The sequence below is a fragment of the Pseudaminobacter sp. Soil_N_29 genome, assembly GCF_057656055.1.
Map to the genome: position 1 here is coordinate 419863 of NZ_JBDGLC010000001.1, position 19687 is coordinate 439549.

At 64.3% G+C, this 19687-nt stretch carries 15 protein-coding genes; 5 read left to right on the plus strand and 10 right to left on the minus strand.

What is annotated here, in order from left to right; translation table 11 throughout:
- The first annotated feature begins 33 nt into the window (after positions 1-33).
- On the plus strand, positions 34-426 hold the full coding sequence (locus tag AC3A4H_RS02010) for a TadE/TadG family type IV pilus assembly protein (RefSeq protein ID WP_487765190.1): 393 nt from the start codon (positions 34-36) through the stop codon (positions 424-426).
- 68 nt (positions 427-494) lie between these two features.
- Here AC3A4H_RS02010 and AC3A4H_RS02015 read toward each other — a convergent pair whose 3' ends face one another.
- Positions 495-2123, minus strand: coding sequence for an alpha-D-glucose phosphate-specific phosphoglucomutase (locus AC3A4H_RS02015; protein WP_487765191.1), 1629 nt, complete (start codon positions 2121-2123; stop codon positions 495-497).
- Between the two features lie 272 nt (positions 2124-2395).
- On the opposite strand from AC3A4H_RS02015, the gene AC3A4H_RS02020 reads away from it, so the two are divergent.
- Both AC3A4H_RS02020 and AC3A4H_RS02025 read left to right on the plus strand, forming a co-directional pair.
- Positions 2396-3319, plus strand: a complete 924-nt coding sequence (locus AC3A4H_RS02020; protein ID WP_487765192.1) for a carbohydrate kinase family protein — start codon at positions 2396-2398, stop codon at positions 3317-3319.
- Between the two features lie 244 nt (positions 3320-3563).
- Positions 3564-4703, plus strand: coding sequence for a DegT/DnrJ/EryC1/StrS family aminotransferase (locus AC3A4H_RS02025; RefSeq protein ID WP_487765193.1), 1140 nt, complete (start codon positions 3564-3566; stop codon positions 4701-4703).
- 447 nt (positions 4704-5150) lie between these two features.
- Here AC3A4H_RS02025 and cysQ read toward each other — a convergent pair whose 3' ends face one another.
- The 3 genes from cysQ to cysD are packed head-to-tail and all read right to left on the minus strand — an operon-like array spanning position 5151 to position 8801.
- Positions 5151-6026, minus strand: coding sequence for a 3'(2'),5'-bisphosphate nucleotidase CysQ (gene cysQ, locus AC3A4H_RS02030; RefSeq protein WP_487765194.1), 876 nt, complete (start codon positions 6024-6026; stop codon positions 5151-5153).
- Positions 5956-7893, minus strand: coding sequence for a sulfate adenylyltransferase subunit CysN (gene cysN / locus AC3A4H_RS02035; protein WP_487765195.1), 1938 nt, complete (start codon positions 7891-7893; stop codon positions 5956-5958). The genes cysQ and cysN overlap by 71 nt, the downstream gene beginning before the upstream one ends.
- Before the next feature lie 2 nt (positions 7894-7895).
- On the minus strand, positions 7896-8801 hold the full coding sequence (gene cysD, locus AC3A4H_RS02040; RefSeq protein ID WP_487765196.1) for a sulfate adenylyltransferase subunit CysD: 906 nt from the start codon (positions 8799-8801) through the stop codon (positions 7896-7898).
- Between the two features lie 311 nt (positions 8802-9112).
- On the opposite strand from cysD, the gene AC3A4H_RS02045 reads away from it, so the two are divergent.
- The gene (locus AC3A4H_RS02045; RefSeq protein WP_487765197.1) at positions 9113-10372 is read left to right on the plus strand and encodes an O-antigen ligase family protein; all 1260 of its coding nucleotides are present in this window, start codon (positions 9113-9115) and stop codon (positions 10370-10372) included.
- Positions 10373-10440: 68 nt separating this feature from the next.
- Positions 10441-11613, plus strand: coding sequence for a glycosyltransferase family 4 protein (locus AC3A4H_RS02050; RefSeq protein WP_487765198.1), 1173 nt, complete (start codon positions 10441-10443; stop codon positions 11611-11613).
- Positions 11614-11680: 67 nt separating this feature from the next.
- On the opposite strand, the gene AC3A4H_RS02055 is transcribed toward AC3A4H_RS02050, so the two are convergent.
- The 6 genes from AC3A4H_RS02055 to AC3A4H_RS02080 form a co-directional block, all read right to left on the minus strand.
- Positions 11681-12910 carry a glycosyltransferase gene (locus AC3A4H_RS02055; protein ID WP_487765199.1) on the minus strand — a complete coding sequence of 410 codons (1230 nt, stop codon included), beginning with the start codon at positions 12908-12910 and terminating at the stop codon, positions 11681-11683.
- 250 nt (positions 12911-13160) lie between these two features.
- Positions 13161-14429 carry a serine hydroxymethyltransferase gene (gene glyA / locus AC3A4H_RS02060; RefSeq protein ID WP_487765200.1) on the minus strand — a complete coding sequence of 423 codons (1269 nt, stop codon included), beginning with the start codon at positions 14427-14429 and terminating at the stop codon, positions 13161-13163.
- 25 nt (positions 14430-14454) lie between these two features.
- The gene (locus AC3A4H_RS02065; protein WP_487765201.1) at positions 14455-15015 is read right to left on the minus strand and encodes a sarcosine oxidase subunit gamma; all 561 of its coding nucleotides are present in this window, start codon (positions 15013-15015) and stop codon (positions 14455-14457) included.
- Between the two features lie 10 nt (positions 15016-15025).
- Positions 15026-18025 (minus strand): sarcosine oxidase subunit alpha, encoded by a 3000-nt coding sequence (locus tag AC3A4H_RS02070; RefSeq protein ID WP_487765202.1) that lies wholly within the window; start codon positions 18023-18025, stop codon positions 15026-15028.
- Complete coding sequence (locus AC3A4H_RS02075; RefSeq protein ID WP_487765203.1) at positions 18022-18324, minus strand: sarcosine oxidase subunit delta; 303 nt, start codon at positions 18322-18324, stop codon at positions 18022-18024. The genes AC3A4H_RS02070 and AC3A4H_RS02075 overlap by 4 nt, the downstream gene beginning before the upstream one ends.
- A gap of 13 nt (positions 18325-18337) precedes the next feature.
- On the minus strand, positions 18338-19591 hold the full coding sequence (locus AC3A4H_RS02080) for a sarcosine oxidase subunit beta family protein (protein WP_348778232.1): 1254 nt from the start codon (positions 19589-19591) through the stop codon (positions 18338-18340).
- Positions 19592-19687: the final 96 nt, after the last annotated feature.

Consider the following 19687-nt stretch of genomic DNA (forward strand, 5'->3'; position numbering starts at 1 on the left):
TTTGCTTCGAGAAAAACGGTCGGGGTTCCTGGAATGAACGTTGCACGGCATCAGTCGGCATTTTCCGCGCTGGATTTCCTGCTGCTCACGACATTGTTCATGCTGTTTACCGTGGGGATGATTGCCTGCGGCACCTACTTCGGCGCCAGCATTTCGGTTCAGCAGATCGCATCGGAGGCAGCTCGCTCGGCAATCGACGGGAAGAACCACGCCAGCTTGATGCGGACATACGGCCTCACCCACCCGTTCATAGACCCCGCGCGCCTTTCCATCGAGACGCGCGAGGTCCCGGGAGAAGGCTCCCGGATCATGGTCAAGGTGCGCTATGACACCGGCGCGTTGCCGGTCTGGAAGCTGCTCGGCAGCTTGAATTTGCCGAGCGTGGTAATCACTCGGGAAGCCATCGTCCGGATCGGTGGCATCTGAAAGCGGCCGTAACTATCGGACCAAGGCGACGCGGTGCCTCGCGTCGCCTTGGCTCTTTTCCGCGTCGGTCAGGTGATGACGCTCGGTCCTTCGCGACCGGTGTGCGCACGAATTCCGGCGATGTCGTCGGCGGCAGCAATCAGGTCGGCCAGCGCGGCCTGCGTCTCCAGGTCATGGCGCCCCGTGGCGACCTCATAGCGCTCGATATAGAGCCGCACAGTTGCACCGGAAGTCCCGGTGCCGGAAAGGCGAAGCACCAGCCGTGCGCCGCCCTCGAAGAATATGCGGATGCCCTGATGCTCGCTCACCGAGCCATCGACGGGATCGTGATAGGAAAAGTCGTCCGCCTTCTCGATCTTCATCCCGCGCACCGTCGTGCCGGCAAGGCTCGGCAGCTTGGCGCGCAGTTCCTCGATCATGCGGTTGGCGCGTGTGGCGTCGACTTCCTCATAGTCGTGGCGGGTATAGTAGTTCCGGCCATAGATCTCCCAGTGCTTTCTGGCGATTTCCTTCACGCTCTCGCCACGCACTGCGAGAATGTTGAGCCACAGCAGCACTGCCCACAGCCCATCCTTCTCGCGCACATGGTTCGAGCCGGTGCCAGCGCTTTCCTCGCCGCAGATCGTCACCATGCCGGCATCCAGCAGATTGCCGAAGAACTTCCAGCCGGTTGGCGTCTCGTACATTCCGATGCCCAGCTTTTCAGCAACGCGGTCGGCCGCGCCGCTGGTGGGCATGGAGCGGGCAATGCCCTTCAGCCCGTCGCTGTAGCCCGGTGCCAGATGGGCGTTCGCTGCCAGCATCGCCAGCGAGTCGGAAGGGGTGATGAAGATGCCTCGCCCGATGATCAGGTTGCGGTCGCCGTCGCCATCGGAAGCCGCCCCGAAATCGGGTGCATCTGGCCCCATCATCTCGTCATAGAGAGGCTTTGCATTGACCAGGTTCGGGTCGGGATGATGCCCGCCGAAGTCCGGCAGCGGATGATAGTTGCGCGCGGTGTGGTTCGGCGCGCCAAGCCGGTGCTCGAAGATTTCCTTGGCATAGGGTCCGGTCACGGCATGCATGGCGTCGAAGCGCATGCGGAAGCCCGACTTGAACAGCTTCCTGATCGCGTCGAAGTCGAACAGGCCTTCCATCATCTGCGCATAGTCGGCGACAGGGTCGATGACATCGACGGTCATGCCGGCCACGTCCAGCGTCGATACCGTGTCTATGTCGACCGTCGCGATATCGGCAATCTTGTAGCGGGTGATCGCCTTGGAGCGCTGGTAGATCGCATCGGTGACCTTCTCCGGTGCGGGGCCGCCATTGCTGACATTGTACTTGATGCCGAAATCGCCCTGAGGGCCACCGGGATTGTGGCTAGCCGAGAGGATGATGCCGCCGAAGGCCTTGTATTTGCGAATGATGTGCGACGCGGCGGGCGTCGAGAGGATACCCCCCTGCCCCACGATCAGCCGGCCGAAGCCATTGGCTGCCGCCATGGCAATGACCTTCTGGATCACCTCGCGGTTGTAATAGCGGCCGTCGCCGCCAAGCACCAGCGTCTCGCCCTCGAAGCCCTCGAGCGCGTCGAAGATCGACTGGACGAAGTTCTCGACATAGTGCGGCTGCTGGAACACCGGCACCTTCTTGCGCAGACCCGACGTACCAGGCTTCTGGTCGTCGAAAGGTTGCGTCGCGATCGTCTTAGTCATCTGTCAGTCAGCCTTCTTCGCAAATTCATGAACAACGGCGTTGAACGCCGTGGCGTGCTTATCGATCCATGCGAAAGTGCGTTTGATCCCTTTCGCAACGGACGGTGCCGCCGAACACAATGGTCTCCCAAATCAGCGGCTCCTGCATGCTGATCATCAAGGAGAAAACAAGGCAACCGCATTGTGTCTCGCGCAATGCCGTTTCGGCCTTGCAGGCTGGCTGGCCGGGCCTTAAGCGGTATGGCGATGCTGACCGACGGAGAGCCAGAAGCATGATCCTGTGTTGCGGCGAAGCCCTGATCGACATGCTGCCGCGCCTGAGCGCGACGGGCGAACCGGCCTTCGCCCCCTATGCCGGAGGCGCCGTGTTCAACTCCGCCATCGCGCTCGGCCGACTCGGCGTGCCGGTGGAATTCTTCTCCGGCCTGTCCTCCGATCTCTTCGGCCAGCAGATCCGCGAGGTGCTGGCCTCCAGCAATGTCGGTTCGCGCTACGCCAGCATCTCGGCGCGCCCCACCACGCTCGCCTTCGTGCGCCTCAATGACGGCCACGCCAGCTACACCTTCTACGACGAGAACACCGCCGGCCGCATGCTGAGCGAGGCCGACCTGCCGGAGATCGGCGAGGATATCCGCGCCATGCTGTTCGGGGCCATCAGCCTGATCCCGGAGCCCTCGGGCTCGGCCTACGAAGCGCTGATGCGTCGCGAGCACGTACATCGCGTGACCATGCTCGACCCCAACATCCGGCCGGGCTTCATTTCCGACCATGAAAAGCACCGCGCCCGCATCCTGCGCATGGTGGCCATGGCCGATATCGTCAAGCTGTCGGACGAGGATCTTTCCTGGTTCGGCCACGAGGGCGACCAGGAAGATTTCCTGCAAGGCTGGCTGGCAAACGGACCCCAGCTGATCGTCGTGACGAAGGGCGCGGCGGGCGCGACGGCCTACACCAAAGGCCACACAGTGCACGTCTCCTCGCAGCCGGTAACCGTGGTCGACACGGTTGGTGCGGGCGACACGTTCAACGCCGGCCTGCTCGCTTCGCTGCACGAACAGGGCGCGCTGGCCAAGACCCGGCTCGAGGCGCTTTCGGCCACCGAAATCCATGCGGCCCTGACGCTCGGGGCGAAGGCTGCTGCCGTTACCGTGTCGCGCGCCGGCGCAAATCCGCCCTGGCGGCACGAGATCGCCTGACGCGGCTCGAAGGGGCTTCATGTCGCCTGCAGCGCGATCACTTTATATTTCGGTGCGCAACGGCTTCCATGAGCGGCCCACTTGATCCCGCTTAAATCGCGCATTTCAGGCTGCTTCGCGGGAAAAACTCCCTGGCAGCGGTAACGCGACACCTGGCCGCGCCTGCCCCCAAACCTTCCGGGCGCGGGTCAACTCTGCTATCAGCCCTGCTGATATCCGCGAAAACACTGGCTTTGGAGCAGAGATGCAGTTCATCGATCTGGGCGCGCAGCGCGAAAGAATTCGTGACAAGCTGACCGCGGCGATCGACCGCGTGGTCAACGAAGGCAAGTACATCCTCGGGCCCGAGGTAGCCGAATTCGAAAAGCAATTGGCCGACTACGTCGGCGTCAAGCATGTCGTCGCCTGCGCCAACGGCACTGATGCGCTGCTGCTGCCGCTTCTGGCTTCAGGCATCGGGCCGGGCGATGCCGTCTTCGTGCCGAGCTTCACCTTCGCCGCCACCGCCGAGGTGGTGGCGCTGGCCAAGGCCGAGCCGGTGTTCATCGACATCGATCCCGACACCTACAACATTGATATCGACAGCCTCGAAGCGGCCATCGCCATGATCAAGGCCGAGGGCCGGCTGAAGCCCCGGGCAATCATCCCGGTCGACCTGTTCGGCCTCGCCGCCGACTACGATGCCATTGCCGAGATCGCCGCCCGCGAAAACCTGATGGTCATCGAGGATGCTGCCCAGTCGATCGGCGGCAAGGCCAATGGCAAGATGTGCGGCGCCTTCGGCACCGTGGGGTCCACCAGCTTCTACCCGGCCAAGCCGCTCGGTTGCTACGGCGACGGCGGTGCCATGTTCACCAATGACGACGAACTGGCCGCGCGCCTACGCTCCTTCGCCTTCCACGGCAAGGGCGAGACCCAGTACGACAACGTCCATGTCGGCCTGAATTCGCGCCTCGACACGCTGCAGGCGGCGATTCTGATCGAGAAGCTGGCGATCCTGGAAGACGAGATGGTTGCCCGCCAGAAGGTGGCGCAGCGCTACCGCGACGGCCTGCACAACGTCGTCAAGGTTGCGCATGTGCCGGAAGGCCGCCGCTCGGCCTGGGCGCAGTATGCCATCGAGACGCCCCATCGCGACGAGCTCAAGGCTCACCTGCAGTCGCTCGGCATTCCGTCGGTGATCTACTATGTGAAGCCGCTGCACCAGCAGGTCGCCTACAACCACTACCCGCGTACGCCGAAGGGCCTTCCGGTTTCGGAAAGCCTGCCTGAGCGCATCCTGTGCCTGCCGATGCACCCCTATCTGAGCAATCAGGACCAGGACCGCATCATCAACGCGATTAGCGACTTTATAGCTGCCCGGACGGCTCAGGCCGCCGAGTAACTAGGCCGGCCCACGCCGACTCAGGCCTTGCTCTATTACGAACCGCGCGCTGGAAACGGCGCGCGGTTTTTGTTTGCGGGTTTGGTGCATTTCATCCACACCGTACTGCAGGTTGAGAGGTCGAGGCATGGGTCCCCGGAACCCCTCGTCGCTCGCTACGCTCGCCCTCGGGGCCCGAGGACGACTGTGGGAGGTAAGGCCCGCAAAGAATGCGCCGCTGAAGAGGTTGCTGGAAAGCCCTTCTTCCGTAGCCTTGGCTCGTGGACAACGGTGAGGCAAGGGCCCGCAATCCCCCAAAGAATGCGACGCTGAAGGTCATAGGGAGGCCGTGAAACTTCCGTCGTCCTCGGGCCGGAGCACGAGCGAAGCGAAGTGCGGAGGTTCCGGGGACCCAGGCCTCGGACTCTCAGCCGGCAGTCCGGTGCAGGCTAGCGTCTGCCCAAGCGTCTAAAACTCCGGCGCGCCGGAAACATTCCCCATCGCCACGAAGGACGGGTTAGCAAAATCCGCCTCGCCTGCCCGGTTGCGCTTGCCATAGACCAGCGGCTTGCCGTCCACTGTGGTTGTTCTGCCGCCTGCCGCTCTCAGGATCGCGTCGCCTGCCGCCGTGTCCCATTCCATCGTGCGGCCGAAGCGCGGATAAAGGTCCGCCTCGCCCGCGGCGATGAGGCAGAATTTCAGCGACGATCCAACGGAGACAATCTCGGCCCCTTCGATCCGCCGGATATAGTCGTCGGTTTCGGGCGTGCGGTGCGACCGGCTGGCAACTACGGTCAAGGGCAGCCGCCCTTCCCTCACCGAGATCGGATATCGGCCGGATATGGTCTGATCCGGCCCGAGGGTAAGCGCTTCCGCCTTGCCCGGATGGCCAGCGAAGAACCGGCCGCTGCCCGGCGCATAGACAATTCCGATTTCCGGCGCGCCATCGCGTATCAGCGCGATATTGACGGTAAACTCGGCGCGGCCGCTGACGAATTCGCGGGTGCCGTCGAGCGGATCGACCAGGAAGAAGCAGCGCCCAAGCTCCGGCGTTCCCACCCCGGCCGAAATCTCTTCCTCGGCCACACAGGGAATGTTCGGAAAGGCCGCGCGCAGCCCCGCCAGAATGAGCTTTTCGCTCGCCCGGTCGGCCTCCGTCACCGGCGAAGAGTCCGCCTTCTGCTCTACGGACACCTTCGAATGGAAGATATCCATGATGACCTGCCCGGCCTCGAGCGCCAGCCTCTCGAAAACCGAGAGTATCGCCTCGTCGTCAGATGCCGCCGCCGTCGTCGTAGTGTTGATCTGCAATGTCGCGCTCACGTAGCCAGCCTTCGAGAACATCTACCATTTCTTCGGGCGTCCTGCCGAGCGTCCGAAGGTGGATTTCCGGATTTTCCGGCGTCTCATAGGGCGAGTCGACGCCGGTGAAGTTCTTGATCTCTCCTGCCAGGGCCCGCGCATAAAGCCCCTTGGGATCACGGCTGGCGCATTCGTCGAACGGCGTTTCGACGAAAACCTCGATGAACTCGCCTTCGCCCATCAGCTCGCGCGCCATGCGCCGTTCGGCGCGGAAAGGCGAAATGAACGACACCAGCACGATCAAGCCCGCATCCGCCATCAGCCGCGCCACTTCCGCCACGCGGCGAATGTTCTCCACCCGGTCGGCCTCGGAGAAGCCGAGGTCGCGGTTCAATCCGTGGCGCACATTGTCGCCGTCAAGGATGTAGGTGTGGCGGCCGCTCGCATGCAGCTTCTTTTCGAGCAGATTGGCGATGGTCGACTTGCCCGACCCGGAAAGGCCGGTGAACCACAGCACCGCCGGCTTCTGCTGCTTGGCGGCGGCCCGCGCTTCCTTGGTCACGTCCAGCGACTGCCAGTGGATGTTGTCTGCTCGCCGCAGCGCGTGCTGGATCATGCCAGCACCGACGGTGGCATTGGTCAGACGGTCGATCAGGATGAAGGCGCCGGTGGCGCGGTTCTCGGCAAAGGCGTCGAAGGCCAGCGGCGACTGCGTCGAGATCGTGCAGATGCCCACTTCGTTCATCTCCAGAGATTTCGCCGCCGCGTGGCCGAAGTCGTTGATGTCGAGGCGATATTTCAGCTCGGTCACGGTCGCGCTGGCCTGGTCGGTCTCGGTGCGCAGGATGTAGGAACGCCCGGGAAGCAACGCCTGCTCGTCGAACCAGACGATTTTGGCCGCGAACTGGTCGGCGACATGCGGACGCGCCGTGGGTGCAACCAGCAGGTTGCCGCGCGACACCTCGACCTCGTCCTCCAGCACCAGCGTTACCGCCTGCCCCTCGACGGCCTGCGCCAGGTCGCCGCCCGAGGCGACGATGCGCTTGACGCGCGAAGCCTTGCCCGACTTGGCGACCACGATCTCGTCGCCCTGCGCGATCGAGCCCGAAGCGATCGTCCCGGCAAAGCCGCGAAAATCGAGATTGGGCCGGTTTACATACTGGACCGGGAAGCGAAACGGCTTTTGCCACGCATCCTGCTCGACGTCGATTGTCTCCAGGTGCTCGATCAGCGTCGGCCCGGCATACCAGCCGGTCTGCTCGGAACGGCGGCTGACATTGTCGCCGAACCGTGCCGACATGGGGATTGCCACCACGGAGGCAAAGCCGAGGTCTTTCGAAAAGGCCATGTATTCGGCAACGATCCGCTCGAACACCGCGCGGTCGAAGCCGACGAGGTCGATCTTGTTGACCGCCAGCACGATGTGGCGAATGCCCAGCAGCGAGGCGATGATGGAGTGGCGGCGCGTCTGCCGCAGCATGCCCTGGCGCGCATCGACAAGCACGATGGCGAGGTCGGCGGTGGAGGCGCCGGTTGCCATGTTGCGCGTATATTGCTCATGGCCCGGCGTATCGGCGACGATGAACTTGCGCTTGGGCGTGGCAAAGAAGCGATAGGCGACGTCGATGGTGATGCCCTGCTCGCGCTCGGCCTCCAGCCCGTCCACCAGCAGCGCGAAGTCCACGTCGTCGCCAGTGGTGCCATGCCGGCGCGAATCCCGCTCCAGCGTGGCAAGCTGGTCCTCGAAGATCTGCTTAGTGTCCGACAGTAGCCGCCCGATCAGCGTCGACTTGCCGTCGTCGACCGAGCCGCAGGTGAGGAAACGCAAGAGCGACTTCTGCTCCTGCGCGGCTAGGTAGTCGTCCACTGCCTCGGCGGCAACGAGGTTTTCCGCAAGCATGTGACGCATGATCAGAAATATCCCTCGCGCTTCTTCTTTTCCATCGAGCCCGCTTCGTCGCGGTCGATCAGGCGGCCTTGCCGCTCGGAGGTTCGTGCGATCAGCATCTCGCTGACGATGCCCTGCAGGTCGGCGGCGTCGGAGTCGATGGCGCCGGTGAGCGGGTAGCAGCCCAGCGTGCGGAACCGGACCAGCCGGTTCTCGATCACTTCTCCCGGCTTAAGCTTCATACGGTCGTCGTCGCGAAGGATGAGCATGCCGTCGCGCTCGACCACCGGCCGCTCCTTGGCGAAGTAGAGCGGGACGATGGGGATGTCTTCGCGCAGGATGTATTGCCAGATGTCGAGCTCGGTCCAGTTCGACAGCGGAAAGACGCGGATCGATTCCCCCGGCGCCACGCGCGTGTTGAAGATCTTCCACATCTCCGGCCGCTGGTTCTTCGGGTCCCAGGCGTGGCTGGAATTGCGGAAAGAGAAGATGCGCTCCTTGGCGCGCGATTTCTCCTCGTCGCGCCGCGCGCCGCCGAAGGCTGCATCGAAGCCGTATTTGTCGAGCGCCTGGCGCAGGCCCACCGTCTTCATCACATGGGTATGCGTATTCGAGCCATGGTCGAACGGGTTGATGCCGTCGCGCACGCCATCCTCGTTGACATGCACGAGCAGGTCGAAGCCCAGGCGCGCGGCCATCGCATCGCGAAACTCGATCATCTCGCGGAACTTCCAGGTCGTGTCGACGTGCAGGAAGGGAAAGGGCGGCTTCGCGGGATAAAAGGCCTTCATGGCCAGATGCAGCAGCACCGAGGAATCCTTGCCCACGGAATAGAGCATCACCGGCTTGGCGAATGTCGCCGCCACCTCGCGGAAAATATGAATGGCTTCGGCTTCGAGCCGGTCGAGATGGGACAGCCTGGCAAGCATGGGGTGCCTATGGAAAACGGGTGCTTGGACGCCGCGGCTGCAACGCCCTTGAATTTCCCGGATTTTCTCCGCAACGGCGCGACCTCTCAAGGAGAACGCTACCAAATTCGCGGCGCTCGCCGATCGGAACATGCGCGGCACGGCGCTTCGATGGAATCCTGTTCCCCACCTTGTTGGACGCAGGCCGACGAAATCGATTGCTCCGGTGACAAGCCCATGGCACTTGGATGCAAAGTCCGTGCGCTGGGGGCGGCTGCAGGTAGCTTCTCCAACCTTATTATTTCGTATTCCGGTATCGGAGCAGTTCTTCCGTGAAAGACCTTCGCAGCTATCCGTCGCTCAACAGGGCCTTCGCCTTCTTCTGTTTCTCGGCGGTGCCAGCGCTGGGCTCGGCCGTAAGCGTGGTCTGGCACGGCGGCGCGCTTGTGTGCCTGTATGAGATATTGTCCGGACGCAGGAAGCTGAGCCGCGATCACGCCATGCTGGTGATGACGCTACTCTTGTTCGTCTATTGCCTGGCCAATGCGGTCTCCACGCTGTGGAATAGCCCCACCTATGGCGGAATCGACAAGATGCTGCGCCTGTTCACGCTGCTCCTGTTCCCGTTTTCCTATTCCATCGCTTCTATTTCCGACCGGACGACGATCGCCCGTTCCGTCGTGCTGGCCAGCATGGTGGCGTGCTACACCGCGCTTGCGGTGTCCTTCGTGCAGTTCCACTTCCTCGGCCTGCGCGCCGCAGGCGGCGCGGGCAATGCGATCGTTTTTGCCTTTGCAATCAGCCTGGCTTGCTCGACTTCCCTGGCCGGGCTGCTCTCACAGCAGGACAGCAAGCTCACTTTGCCCCTGGCCGGTGCGGTGCTGGCGGGCTGGCTTGCCCTGTTCTATTCGGGCACGCGCTTTCTGTGGCTTACCACGCTTCCGGTGAACCTGCTCGTCCTGTTCATCTTCCGCCACCAGCTTCGCCGGTTCCTCACTCCGCGAATATTGCTCCTGGTATTGGTCGGGATGATCATTGCCGTCGCAGCCGCCTCCCAGATGATCGGCGGGCGGTTGCACCAACTCGCCGTGGATTGGAACAAGCTTGCGCAGAACCAGAACTACGGCACGTCGCTCGGCGCGCGCCTCTTCATGCTGGAAATGGCCGTAGAGCTCATTCGCCAGAACCCGATCCTCGGCTACGGTCTTGGCGCGACCAATCAGCTGATCGAAGCTGGCTTCAGGGAAAAGCACGGGCTCGACATCAGCTATTCGCACTTCCACAATGGTTATCTCACCACCATGGTCGAGGCTGGAATTGTCGGGCTTCTTTCGCTTCTCGGCATCTTCTTTGCCGCGACACTCAATGCCGTGCGTACGCTTCGCAGCACTGCCGATCCGGTCAACCGGCTAGGTGCGGCCATGCTCATCGTCCTCGTCGCCACCTACGGCATCGGGTCTCTGGCCAACAAGGTGCTCGGCCACGACATTCAGGACACGCTGTTCATCATGTTCCTCATCATGGGAACCTACCTGGCCTCCGGCACCTCGATGCCTTCAACCGCCGCCGGAGCCGAGCCGCAACCGGTCTGAGAGGAGAATGGCCCATTCGGGATCGAGAGCGACCGAACCGGGTACTGATGGTCACGACCGATCATTTGATGATCGATCGCAGGATCTTGCAGGAGGCGCTTTCGCTAAGGGAAGCTGGCTATCAGGTCGAGCTGCTCGCCGGATTCGAGTGCCCGCAGGAAGAAGCGTTCAACTGGCAAGGCATCGGCATAAGCCGGCATGCCTATGACTGGAGCGATACCCGCGCGCGGCGCGTGCTGGGGCCGATCTCGCGAATCCGGGGTCGGCTCCCCGCATTCATGAGCAGGGTGGCGCGCAAGGCCATCGGGCTAGCTACCGGCATTTCCAGCTTCGAACACTTCGTGCTTGAAAAGATCCTGTCGAAGTCCTTCGACGTGCTCCATGTGCACGACTTTCCGCTGCTTGCGGTGGCCGTCGAGGTCAAGCGCCGCCTTGGCTGCCGTCTGGTCTACGATGCCCACGAGCTCTATCACGCCCAGTCGCAGCTGCCGCCGGCCGTGCAGGCCAGCTACAAGCGGCGGGAAGCAGCACTGATCCACAAGGTCGATGCGGCAATCACCGTCAACGAGTTCATCGCCAGCATCATGGCGCGGGACTATAGCTGCGCCGCACCTCACGTCATTCTCAACGCAGCGCCCCGGCTCGAAGCGGCGCCCGAAGACATCCGCCCCCTCGCCGGGCTCGCCCCCGGAACAAGGATCGTGCTCTATCAGGGCTGGCTCTCGCCCGAGCGCGGGGTGGACACGCTCGTCCGGGCTGCAAGCCACTTTCCGCGAGGGACATCGCTTGTCGTGGTCGGCTACGGCGCTCACGAGGCCGACCTTCGCCGCATCAGCGCCAGCCAAGGCACCGACGACGGCCGCGTCGTTTTTCTCGGCCGTATCGAACCGCAGCAACTGCAAAGTCTGACCGGCTCTGCCGATCTCGGCGTCATCCCCTATTGGGAGATCGATCTCAACAACACCTATTGCAGCCCGAACAAGTTGTTCGAGTTCGCGGCCGCCGGTCTGCCCTTCGTCTCGAACGACCTGCCTTTCCTGCGCTCGATCACGGAGAGACACGCTTTCGGCGTCCTGGCCGATCTGCGCTCCCCTCAGGCTGCGGCAAACGCAATCCTCGCCATCCTTGACGATCCGCAGCGCCTGGCGGCGTTGCGCGAGACGGCGAAAGAAGCATCGAACCACCTGATCTGGTCGAACGAGGCCGAAAAGCTGCTTTCGATCTATGCCACGCTTCGGTGAAGCCCCGGCGGCGATCCGGAAATTTGCCCCCTCCGCAAAGTCCGCGACGCGTTTGCTGACATATAGGTCAAGCCTTTGCGACCAAACGTGGCCTTCCTTCCGCCAGCACGCGCTCGACAATCGCCACGAACTTCGTGCCCTCTACGTCCCAATTCACCTCCGCGCTCGCGGCTGCCGCATTGGCACGCCATCGCGCAAGGCGCGCAGTATCGGAAAACACCGCCTCGATTGCCTTGGCGGCCAGTTCTTCCCGGCTGAGGTCCGCCAGAAGACCGATCTGCCGCCCATCGACGATGCGCCGGATTTCCGGCAGGTCGCTCGACAGGACGGCGACCCCGGCCGCGATGAACTCGAACAGCTTGTTGGGCGTGCAGTAATAGTTGTTCAGGCAAGTCGCCTGATAGGGGATCACCCCGGCATCTGCTGCGGCTGTGTGCGCAAGCAATTCGGCCTGCGCCACCCTTTCGTGCAGATGCACCCTTGCACCGGCACGCCCACGCGCCGCCATGGCGTCAAGCCGGCCGCGCAAGGGCCCCTCCCCCATGATGACGAGATGGATGTCTGGATTTCCGACCAAATCCATCGCGCCGACGAGCGTCTCGATATTGCGGCCGTTCGTAAGACCGCCCTGCATCAGCAGCACTCGCGCGCTTTCCGGCAAGCCGTACTTCTCGTGAAAATACCGGCTTCGCCCGGAAGCAGGCCGCCTTCTCTCGGCATTGTAGATGACCTCGATGCGCTCCAGCGCATAGCGTGCCGCAATCTCCGACGCGATCGAGGGGTTGACTGTCACGACGGCATCGCAATCCGGTATGTACCGGCGCTCGATAGCGCTCCAGCTGCGCTTCTCAAATTCCGAAAGCTCCTGCTCCACATAGAGTTCGTGGCTATCGTAGATCAGCCTGGCCCCCGCCTCACGAGCTGCCCTGTGCGCGGCCGGAAGTGTCGGAAGATCATGGGCGATGAAAACGTCCGGCCTGAGACCATCGAGCAAGCGCGCAAAGAGATCGCGGTAGAACCGCTCCTGGTCGAACAGGAAGCGCCAGCCAATTTCCCGCAGCTTTCTCATGTCGCCCTCGCCCATCGGCAGCGCGTCGCGGAGCAGGCGGTAGACGCTTCCGACAAGCCGCTGCGGCGCAGGGGGCGCACCACTGACCTCGAAAGGGTACTGTCTTTCCGGATCGGATCGCTCCAGCCGCGCATTGGGGGCGACGATCGTCACCCGCCACCCCGCGTTGACCAGGCTTTCCGCTTCCAGAAGAATGCGACGATCTATCTGGCGGTCGATCGTCAACATCGCCGCATGTGAGCGCCGGCCTGACTGGTTTACCGTACTGACATGCGTCACCTCTTCCCCTCGCACGAAAGAGCCGGCAGCGAACGGGGGATCATCCCTTGCCGGCGGAACGCAAGTCAAGGCGGCCACTGAAGGCCCTCCGCGAGGAAAGAAGACTCACGACAGGGCAAAGAAAAAGCCGCGGTCTCCACCGCGGCTTCCTCAGGGAGAGACGGTCGCCGAGAGGGCGACGCCCCCGGCTCCCGGGCGATTACTCGTAGATCGGGAAGCGCTTGCAGAGATCGCGCACTTCCGCGAGCACCGCCTGTTCCGCCGCCGCGTCGCCTTCCGGGCCAGCCTTCGCCAAGGCGTCGATCACCTTCAGGATCAGCTCGCCGATGCGGCGGAACTCGGCCTCGCCGAAGCCGCGCGTGGTGCCCGCCGAGGTGCCCAGCCGCACGCCCGACGTGACCGCCGGCTTTTCCGGATCGAAGGGGATGGAGTTCTTGTTGCAGGTCAGGCCGGCCCGCTCCAGCGCGTGCTCGGCATCACGGCCCTTCACGCCCTTCGGCCGCAGGTCCACCAGCACCATGTGGCAGTCGGTGCCGCCGGAGACGATGTCGAGCCCGCCCTTCACCAGCGTGTTGCACAGGACCTTGGCATTGCCTACGACGGACGCCGCATAGTCGCGGAACTCCGGGCGCAGCGCCTCGCCGAAGGCCACGGCCTTGGCCGCGATCACATGCATCAGCGGACCGCCCTGGTTGCCCGGGAACACCGCCGAGTTCAGCTTCTTGGCCAGCGCCTCGTCATTGGTCAGGATCATGCCGCCGCGCGGGCCGCGTAGGGTCTTGTGCGTGGTGGTGGTCACGACATGGGCGTGCGGCAGCGGGTCGGGATAGAGCCCGGCCGCGACCAGGCCCGCATAGTGGGCCATGTCGACCATCAGATACGCCCCCACCTCGTCGGCGATGCGGCGGAAGGCGGCGAAGTCGATCGCGCGCGGATAGGCCGATGCGCCGGCGACGATCAGCTTGGGCCGGGTCTCGAGGGCCTTGGCGCGCAGTTCGTCATAGTCGATCTGCTGGTCGGACTGCCGCACCTCGTAGCTGACGATGTCGAACCACTTGCCCGACATGGTGACGGGCGAGCCGTGGGTCAGGTGGCCGCCATGCGCCAGCGACATGCCCATGACGCGGTCGCCGGGATTGAGCAGCGCCAGGAACACCGCCTGGTTGGCCTGCGCGCCCGAATGCGGCTGGACGTTGACGAAACCCGCGCCGAACAGCTGCTTGGCCCGCTCGATCGCCAGCGTCTCGATCTGGTCGACAAACTCGCAGCCGCCATAGTAGCGGCGGCCGGGATAGCCTTCGGCGTATTTGTTGGTCAGCACCGAGCCCTGCGCCACCAGGACATCGTTCGAAACGATGTTTTCGGAAGCGATCAGCTCGATCTGGTTCTGCTGCCGGTCCAGCTCGCGGGCAATGGCCGAGGCGACCTCGGCGTCTCCGAGCGAAGCGCTTATCTTGAAGTTAAGCATGGTCGGTTCTCCTCCGATCCGTATCCTAAAGGCCGAGTTCTACTTCGTGGCTGGCGGCCTCCAGCAGGCCCCACACATGCGACGCAAAGGAGCGCCACACCTCTATCCGGAAGCTCTCCGCGCTTCTCCTGATCAGGACGACCTGCGCCTTGTCGAGGATGGTGCGCGTGCCGGTTCCATCGGCCATCTCGGTCAAGTCCAGCGCGCAAGCCGAGCTCAGCGCCATGATCGCCGCCGCCCCTTTGACCTCGATGCCGGTCTCGCGGTGGCCGATATCGACCAGGCTGTGGGGCGTTGCATCATACAGCGCCGCGAAGCGCGCGACGATGCCCTCGCCATCCCCGGCCGGTGCCAGCAGCAGCCACTCGTCCGGGGAGAGGCAGAGCGCCAGCTTGGTTCCCGCCACTGCCATGTCTCCAACCTTGGACGGCAGGTCGCAGCCGAAGGCTTTTGCGGCTGCGCCAGCCTGTTCCGGCGAGATGCGCAGGCTGAAGCGTGCGCAGTCCTCGGCCCGGCGGACGCTAAGGCGCGCCCCGCCCCCGACCGTGATCGGCGTTCCAGAAAATCCGTGATGTTCCATCAACATGATCGCGATCCTATGCGTTGAGGCGCTTGCCTTCGGGGTCGAAGAAAACCGTGCCCACGACCTCGGCGGTGTGCGTGGTGCCCGGCATCGGCACATGGATGACCTTGCCCGTCCGGGCCCGGCCGCTCTCGACGAGCGCGAGCGCCACGGAACGGCCTAGCGCCTCGCTCCAATAGGAGGAAGTAACGTGACCGAGCATCTTCATCGGCAAGGGCTGGTTCGGATCGTCGACGATCTGCGCCCCCTCCTCCAGCACGACCTTGGGGTCGCTGGTCAGCAGCCCCACGAGTTGCTTGCGGTCGGCCTTCAGCATGTCCGAGCGCGACAGGGAACGCTTGCCGACGAAGTCGGGCTTGGCCTTGCCGATGGCCCAGCCGATGCCGGCGTCCTCCGGCGTGACCGTGCCGTCGGTGTCCTGGCCGACGATGATGTAGCCCTTCTCGGCGCGCAGCACGTGCATCGTCTCGGTGCCGTAAGGCGTGATGCCGTATTTCTGGCCGGCCTCATGCAGCGCCTTCCACACCGCAAGGCCGTGGCGGGCGGGCACGTTGACTTCATAGCCGAGCTCGCCGGTGAAGCTGACGCGGAAGAGCCGCGTGGGCACGCCGCAGATCTTGCCTTCGGCCACCGACATGTGAGGGAAGGCTTCGTCCGACAGGTCGATGCCCTCGACTAGCGGCTCGATCAGCTTGCGGGCGTTGGGCCCGTTGAGCGCGATGACCGCCCACTGCTCGGTGGTGGAGGTGAGCCACACCTTGAGTTCCGGCCACTCGGTCTGGAGATAGTCCTCCATCATGTTGAGCACGCGGGCCGCACCGCCGGTGGTGGTGGTCACGTGGAAGCGATCCGAGGTCAGCCGGCCGATCACGCCGTCGTCACGGATGAACCCGTCCTCGCCCAGCAGCAGGCCGTAGCGGCAGCGCCCGGGAGCCAGCTTGGTCCAGGCGTTGGTGTACATGCGGTTCATGAACTCCGCCGCATCCGGCCCGACGATCTCGATCTTGCCGAGCGTGGAGGCGTCGAACATGCCGAGAGACTGGCGCACCGCCCTGCATTCGCGCGACACGGCCTGGTGCATGGATTCCCCAGCCTGGGGGAAGTACCAGGCGCGCCGCCACAGCGAAACCGGCTCGAACACGGCGCCGTTTGCCTCGGCCCAGCTGTCGATCGGCGTCTTGCGCGTGACCTCGAACAGCTCACCGCGATTGTAGCCGGCGAACGCGCCGAAGGTGGTCGGCGTATAAGGCGGCCGGAAGGTGGTGAGGCCCACCGAAGGCGGCGCCTTGCCCACGGCGTTGGAGGCGATGGCCAGGCCGTTCATGTTGGACGTCTTGCCCTGGTCGGTCGCCATGCCGTTGGTGGTGTAGCGCTTGATGTGCTCGATCGACAGGAAGCCTTCGCGAACGGCAAGGCGGATATCCTTGGCGGTCACGTCGTTCTGGAAGTCGACGAAGGCCTTTGCGCGGCCGGCATCGCGGTCGGAGGGCAGCTCGCGGTTGCTGACACCCGTGCAGGGGAAGTCGCCGTCAACCGTGTAGCTGGACTCGCGTGCGGAGAAGCCCGCATCGCGCGCTGCCGCGGCGCCTGATTCCGCTCCTTCTCGAAGAGCCTCCGCCAGTCCGAAGTGGCCGTTGCCCGCACCTGCGCAGCGGCTTTCCTCGGTCCGCTCGCCGGGCAGGAACATCTGCAGTTCCTCGTTCCAGTCGAGCTTGCCCTTGGTGTGCGAGAACAAGTGAACGCTGGGGGTCCAGCCGCCGCTCATCAGCACCGCCTCGCAGTTGATGGTGCGGGCCGGGCCAACCTGGCCGCCCCGGCTGACCGGGTTGACGCGCACCGACGAGACGCGGTGACGCCCTGCAGTGCCCGAAACGGTCCAGCCGGCAAGCACCTCGATGTTGAGGGAGCGGGCACGCCGCACGAGCTCATCGGACACCGTGTGGCGGATGTCCACGATCGCCGGCACGCGGACGCCCGCCTGGGCGAGGCCGAACGCGGCAAGCCAGGCAGAGTCGTGCGAGGTGACGACCACCGCGCTGTTGCCGACCTTCACGCCATAGCGGTTGAGATAGGTCCGGGCAGCGCCCGCCAGCATCACGCCCGGCCGGTCGTTACCGTCAAAGACGAGCGGCTTTTCGATAGAGCCCTGCGCAAGCACGACCTGCTTGGCGCGCAGCCGCCACATGCGCTCGCGCGGCGCGTTCGCCGGCGGGTTGGCGAGATGGTCGGTGAGGCGCTGGCAAAGGCCAAGGAAGTTCTGGTGATAGTAGCCGATCGCTGTCGTGCGCGGCAGCAGCGTGACGTTGGCCATTCCTTCCAGTTCGGCCCGCGTGCGGGCCACCCAGTCCGAGGCGGAGAGGCCGTCGATGGTGGCCTCGCTCTCCGAAAGCAGCGAGCCGCCAAGTTCCGCCTGCTCGTCGGCGAGGATGACCTTGGCGCCGCTCCTGCCGGCTTCCAGCGCGGCGGCGAGGCCGGCGGGGCCGGAGCCTACAACCAGCACGTCGCAATGCGCGTGGCGGCTGGCATAGGTGTCCGGATCGGGAACCGAGGGCGACTTGCCGAGGCCGGCCGCGCCGCGGATGAAGGGCTCGTAGACCTTGTTCCAGAAGGACTTCGGCCACATGAAGGTCTTGTAGTAGAAGCCGGCCGAGAACAGCATGTACATGGCGTCGTTGATCGCGCCAACGTCGCGCTTCAGCGAAGGCCAGTGGTTCTGGCTGGTGGTGTTGAGCCCCTCGAAGACCTCCAACACCGTGGCGCGCGTGTTCGGCTCGAAGCGGCCGTTGCCGCGGTCGGTGCCGACGAGCGCGTTCGGCTCCTCGGACCCGGCCGAGAGGATGCCGCGCGGGCGGTGGTATTTGAACGAGCGCCCCACCAGGTGGACGCCGTTGGCCAGCAGCGCGGAGGCGAGCGTGTCGCCCTCGTAGCCGGTATAGGTCGCGCCGTTGAAGCTGAAGCGCACGGGCTTGCGCTGGTCGACCCTGCCCTTCCCCTTGATGCGATAGGCGTTCATTTGCGCATTCCCTCGAGCTCGGCTTCGGTCGGGCGCGGGAGGCCCGCCTTGTATGTGGTCACGAACTTGTCGCTCACGGTGTCGCGGACGGCGTTGAAGAACCGGCCGCAACCGTGCACATGGCGCCAGCGCTCGAAATGCGTGCCGCGCGGATTAGTACGGATGAACAGATGGTCCTTCCACTGTTCGTCGGTCAGTGCGGACGGGTCGGCGGGTCTTGCGATATGGGCCTCGCCGCCATAGGCGAACTCGACCTCGGGCCGCTCGGCCTCGCAGTAGGGGCAACGGATCAGAAGCATTGCGGAACCTCCCTCAGTGCGCCACGGCCGCGGCCGCGGCCTCGTCGATCAGCCGGCCGGTCGTGAAGCGCTCGAGCGTGAACGGCGCATTGATCCAGTGCGGCTCGTCGCGCGCGATAGTGTGGGCGAAGACGTGGGCCGAGCCCGGCGTCGCCTTGAAGCCGCCGGTTCCCCAGCCGCAATTGACGTAGAGGCCCGGAACCGGCGTCTTGCCGAGGATCGGCGAGCGGTCGGGCGTGACGTCGACGATGCCGCCCCATTTGCGCAGCATGCGCATGCGGGTGAAGATCGGGAACACCTCGCAGATCGCCGAAACCGTGTGCTCGATCAGCGGCAGGCCGCCACGCTGGCTGTAGGACACATACTGGTCGGTGCCCGAGCCGATCACCAGCTCGCCCTTGTCGGACTGGCTGATATAGGCGTGAACCGTGTTGGACATGACCACGCAGGGGAACACCGGCTTGACCGGCTCCGACACCAGCGCCTGCAGCGGAAAACTCTCCAGCGGCAGCCGGACGCCTGCCGTGTCCATCACCACCGAGGTGCTGCCGGCGGCCGACACCGCCACCTTCTTGGCCCGGATGAAGCCCTTTGCGGTCTCGACGCCGGTGACCTTGCCCGAGGCATCGCGGCGGATCGCGGTCACCGGGCAGTTCTGGATGATATCGACGCCGCGCGCCGCCGCACCGCGGGCATAGCCCCAGGCAACCGCGTCGTGGCGGGCCACGCCGCCGCGCCGCTGCAGTGCCGCGCCCATGACCGGATAGCGCGCATTGGGAGAGAGGTTGAGCGGCGGGCAATATTCCTTCGCCTGCTCCGGCGTCAGCCACTCATTGTCGATGCCGTTCAGCCGGTTGGAATGGATGTGGCGCTTGAAGCTCTGAATGTCGTGCACGTTGTGCGCCAGCATCATCACGCCGCGCTGCGAGAACATGACGTTGTAGTTCAGTTCCTGGCTCAGCCCTTCCCACAGCTTCATCGCATGCTCGTAGAGCATGGCGCTTTCGTCATAGAGGTAGTTCGAGCGGATGATGGTAGTGTTGCGGCCGGTGTTGCCGCCGCCGAGCCAGCCTTTTTCGATCACGGCGACATTGGTGATGCCGTGCTCTTTGGCCAGATAGTAGGCCGCGCCGAGGCCATGACCGCCGGCGCCGACGATGATGACGTCATACTCCGGCTTGGGCTCGGCATTCGGCCATTGCGGCTGCCAATTCTTGTTGCCGGTCAAGGCGTTACGCAAAAGCGACGCCCAGGAAAACTGGGTCACAGGAACCTCCTCCCGATGGAAAGTGCTCCAAGTATCGACGCGACCGTTGATCTTGCACAGGATGTATGCGTCAATTGAAAGAGAGATTTGCGACAG

Bases quoted from the DNA above. Each gene is read 5' to 3' on its own strand.
- AC3A4H_RS02010 (WP_487765190.1), top strand. From the start codon at position 34: ATGAACGTTGCACGGCATCAGTCGGCATTTTCCGCGCTGGATTTCCTG.
- AC3A4H_RS02015 (WP_487765191.1), bottom strand. From the start codon at position 2,123: ATGACTAAGACGATCGCGACGCAACCTTTCGACGACCAGAAGCCTGGT.
- AC3A4H_RS02020 (WP_487765192.1), top strand. From the start codon at position 2,396: ATGATCCTGTGTTGCGGCGAAGCCCTGATCGACATGCTGCCGCGCCTG.
- AC3A4H_RS02025 (WP_487765193.1), top strand. From the start codon at position 3,564: ATGCAGTTCATCGATCTGGGCGCGCAGCGCGAAAGAATTCGTGACAAG.
- cysQ (WP_487765194.1), bottom strand. From the start codon at position 6,026: ATGTTCTCGAAGGCTGGCTACGTGAGCGCGACATTGCAGATCAACACT.
- cysN (WP_487765195.1), bottom strand. From the start codon at position 7,893: ATGCGTCACATGCTTGCGGAAAACCTCGTTGCCGCCGAGGCAGTGGAC.
- cysD (WP_487765196.1), bottom strand. From the start codon at position 8,801: ATGCTTGCCAGGCTGTCCCATCTCGACCGGCTCGAAGCCGAAGCCATT.
- AC3A4H_RS02050 (WP_487765198.1), top strand. From the start codon at position 10,441: ATGATCGATCGCAGGATCTTGCAGGAGGCGCTTTCGCTAAGGGAAGCT.
- AC3A4H_RS02055 (WP_487765199.1), bottom strand. From the start codon at position 12,910: ATGTTGACGATCGACCGCCAGATAGATCGTCGCATTCTTCTGGAAGCG.
- glyA (WP_487765200.1), bottom strand. From the start codon at position 14,429: ATGCTTAACTTCAAGATAAGCGCTTCGCTCGGAGACGCCGAGGTCGCC.
- AC3A4H_RS02065 (WP_487765201.1), bottom strand. From the start codon at position 15,015: ATGTTGATGGAACATCACGGATTTTCTGGAACGCCGATCACGGTCGGG.
- AC3A4H_RS02070 (WP_487765202.1), bottom strand. From the start codon at position 18,025: ATGAACGCCTATCGCATCAAGGGGAAGGGCAGGGTCGACCAGCGCAAG.
- AC3A4H_RS02075 (WP_487765203.1), bottom strand. From the start codon at position 18,324: ATGCTTCTGATCCGTTGCCCCTACTGCGAGGCCGAGCGGCCCGAGGTC.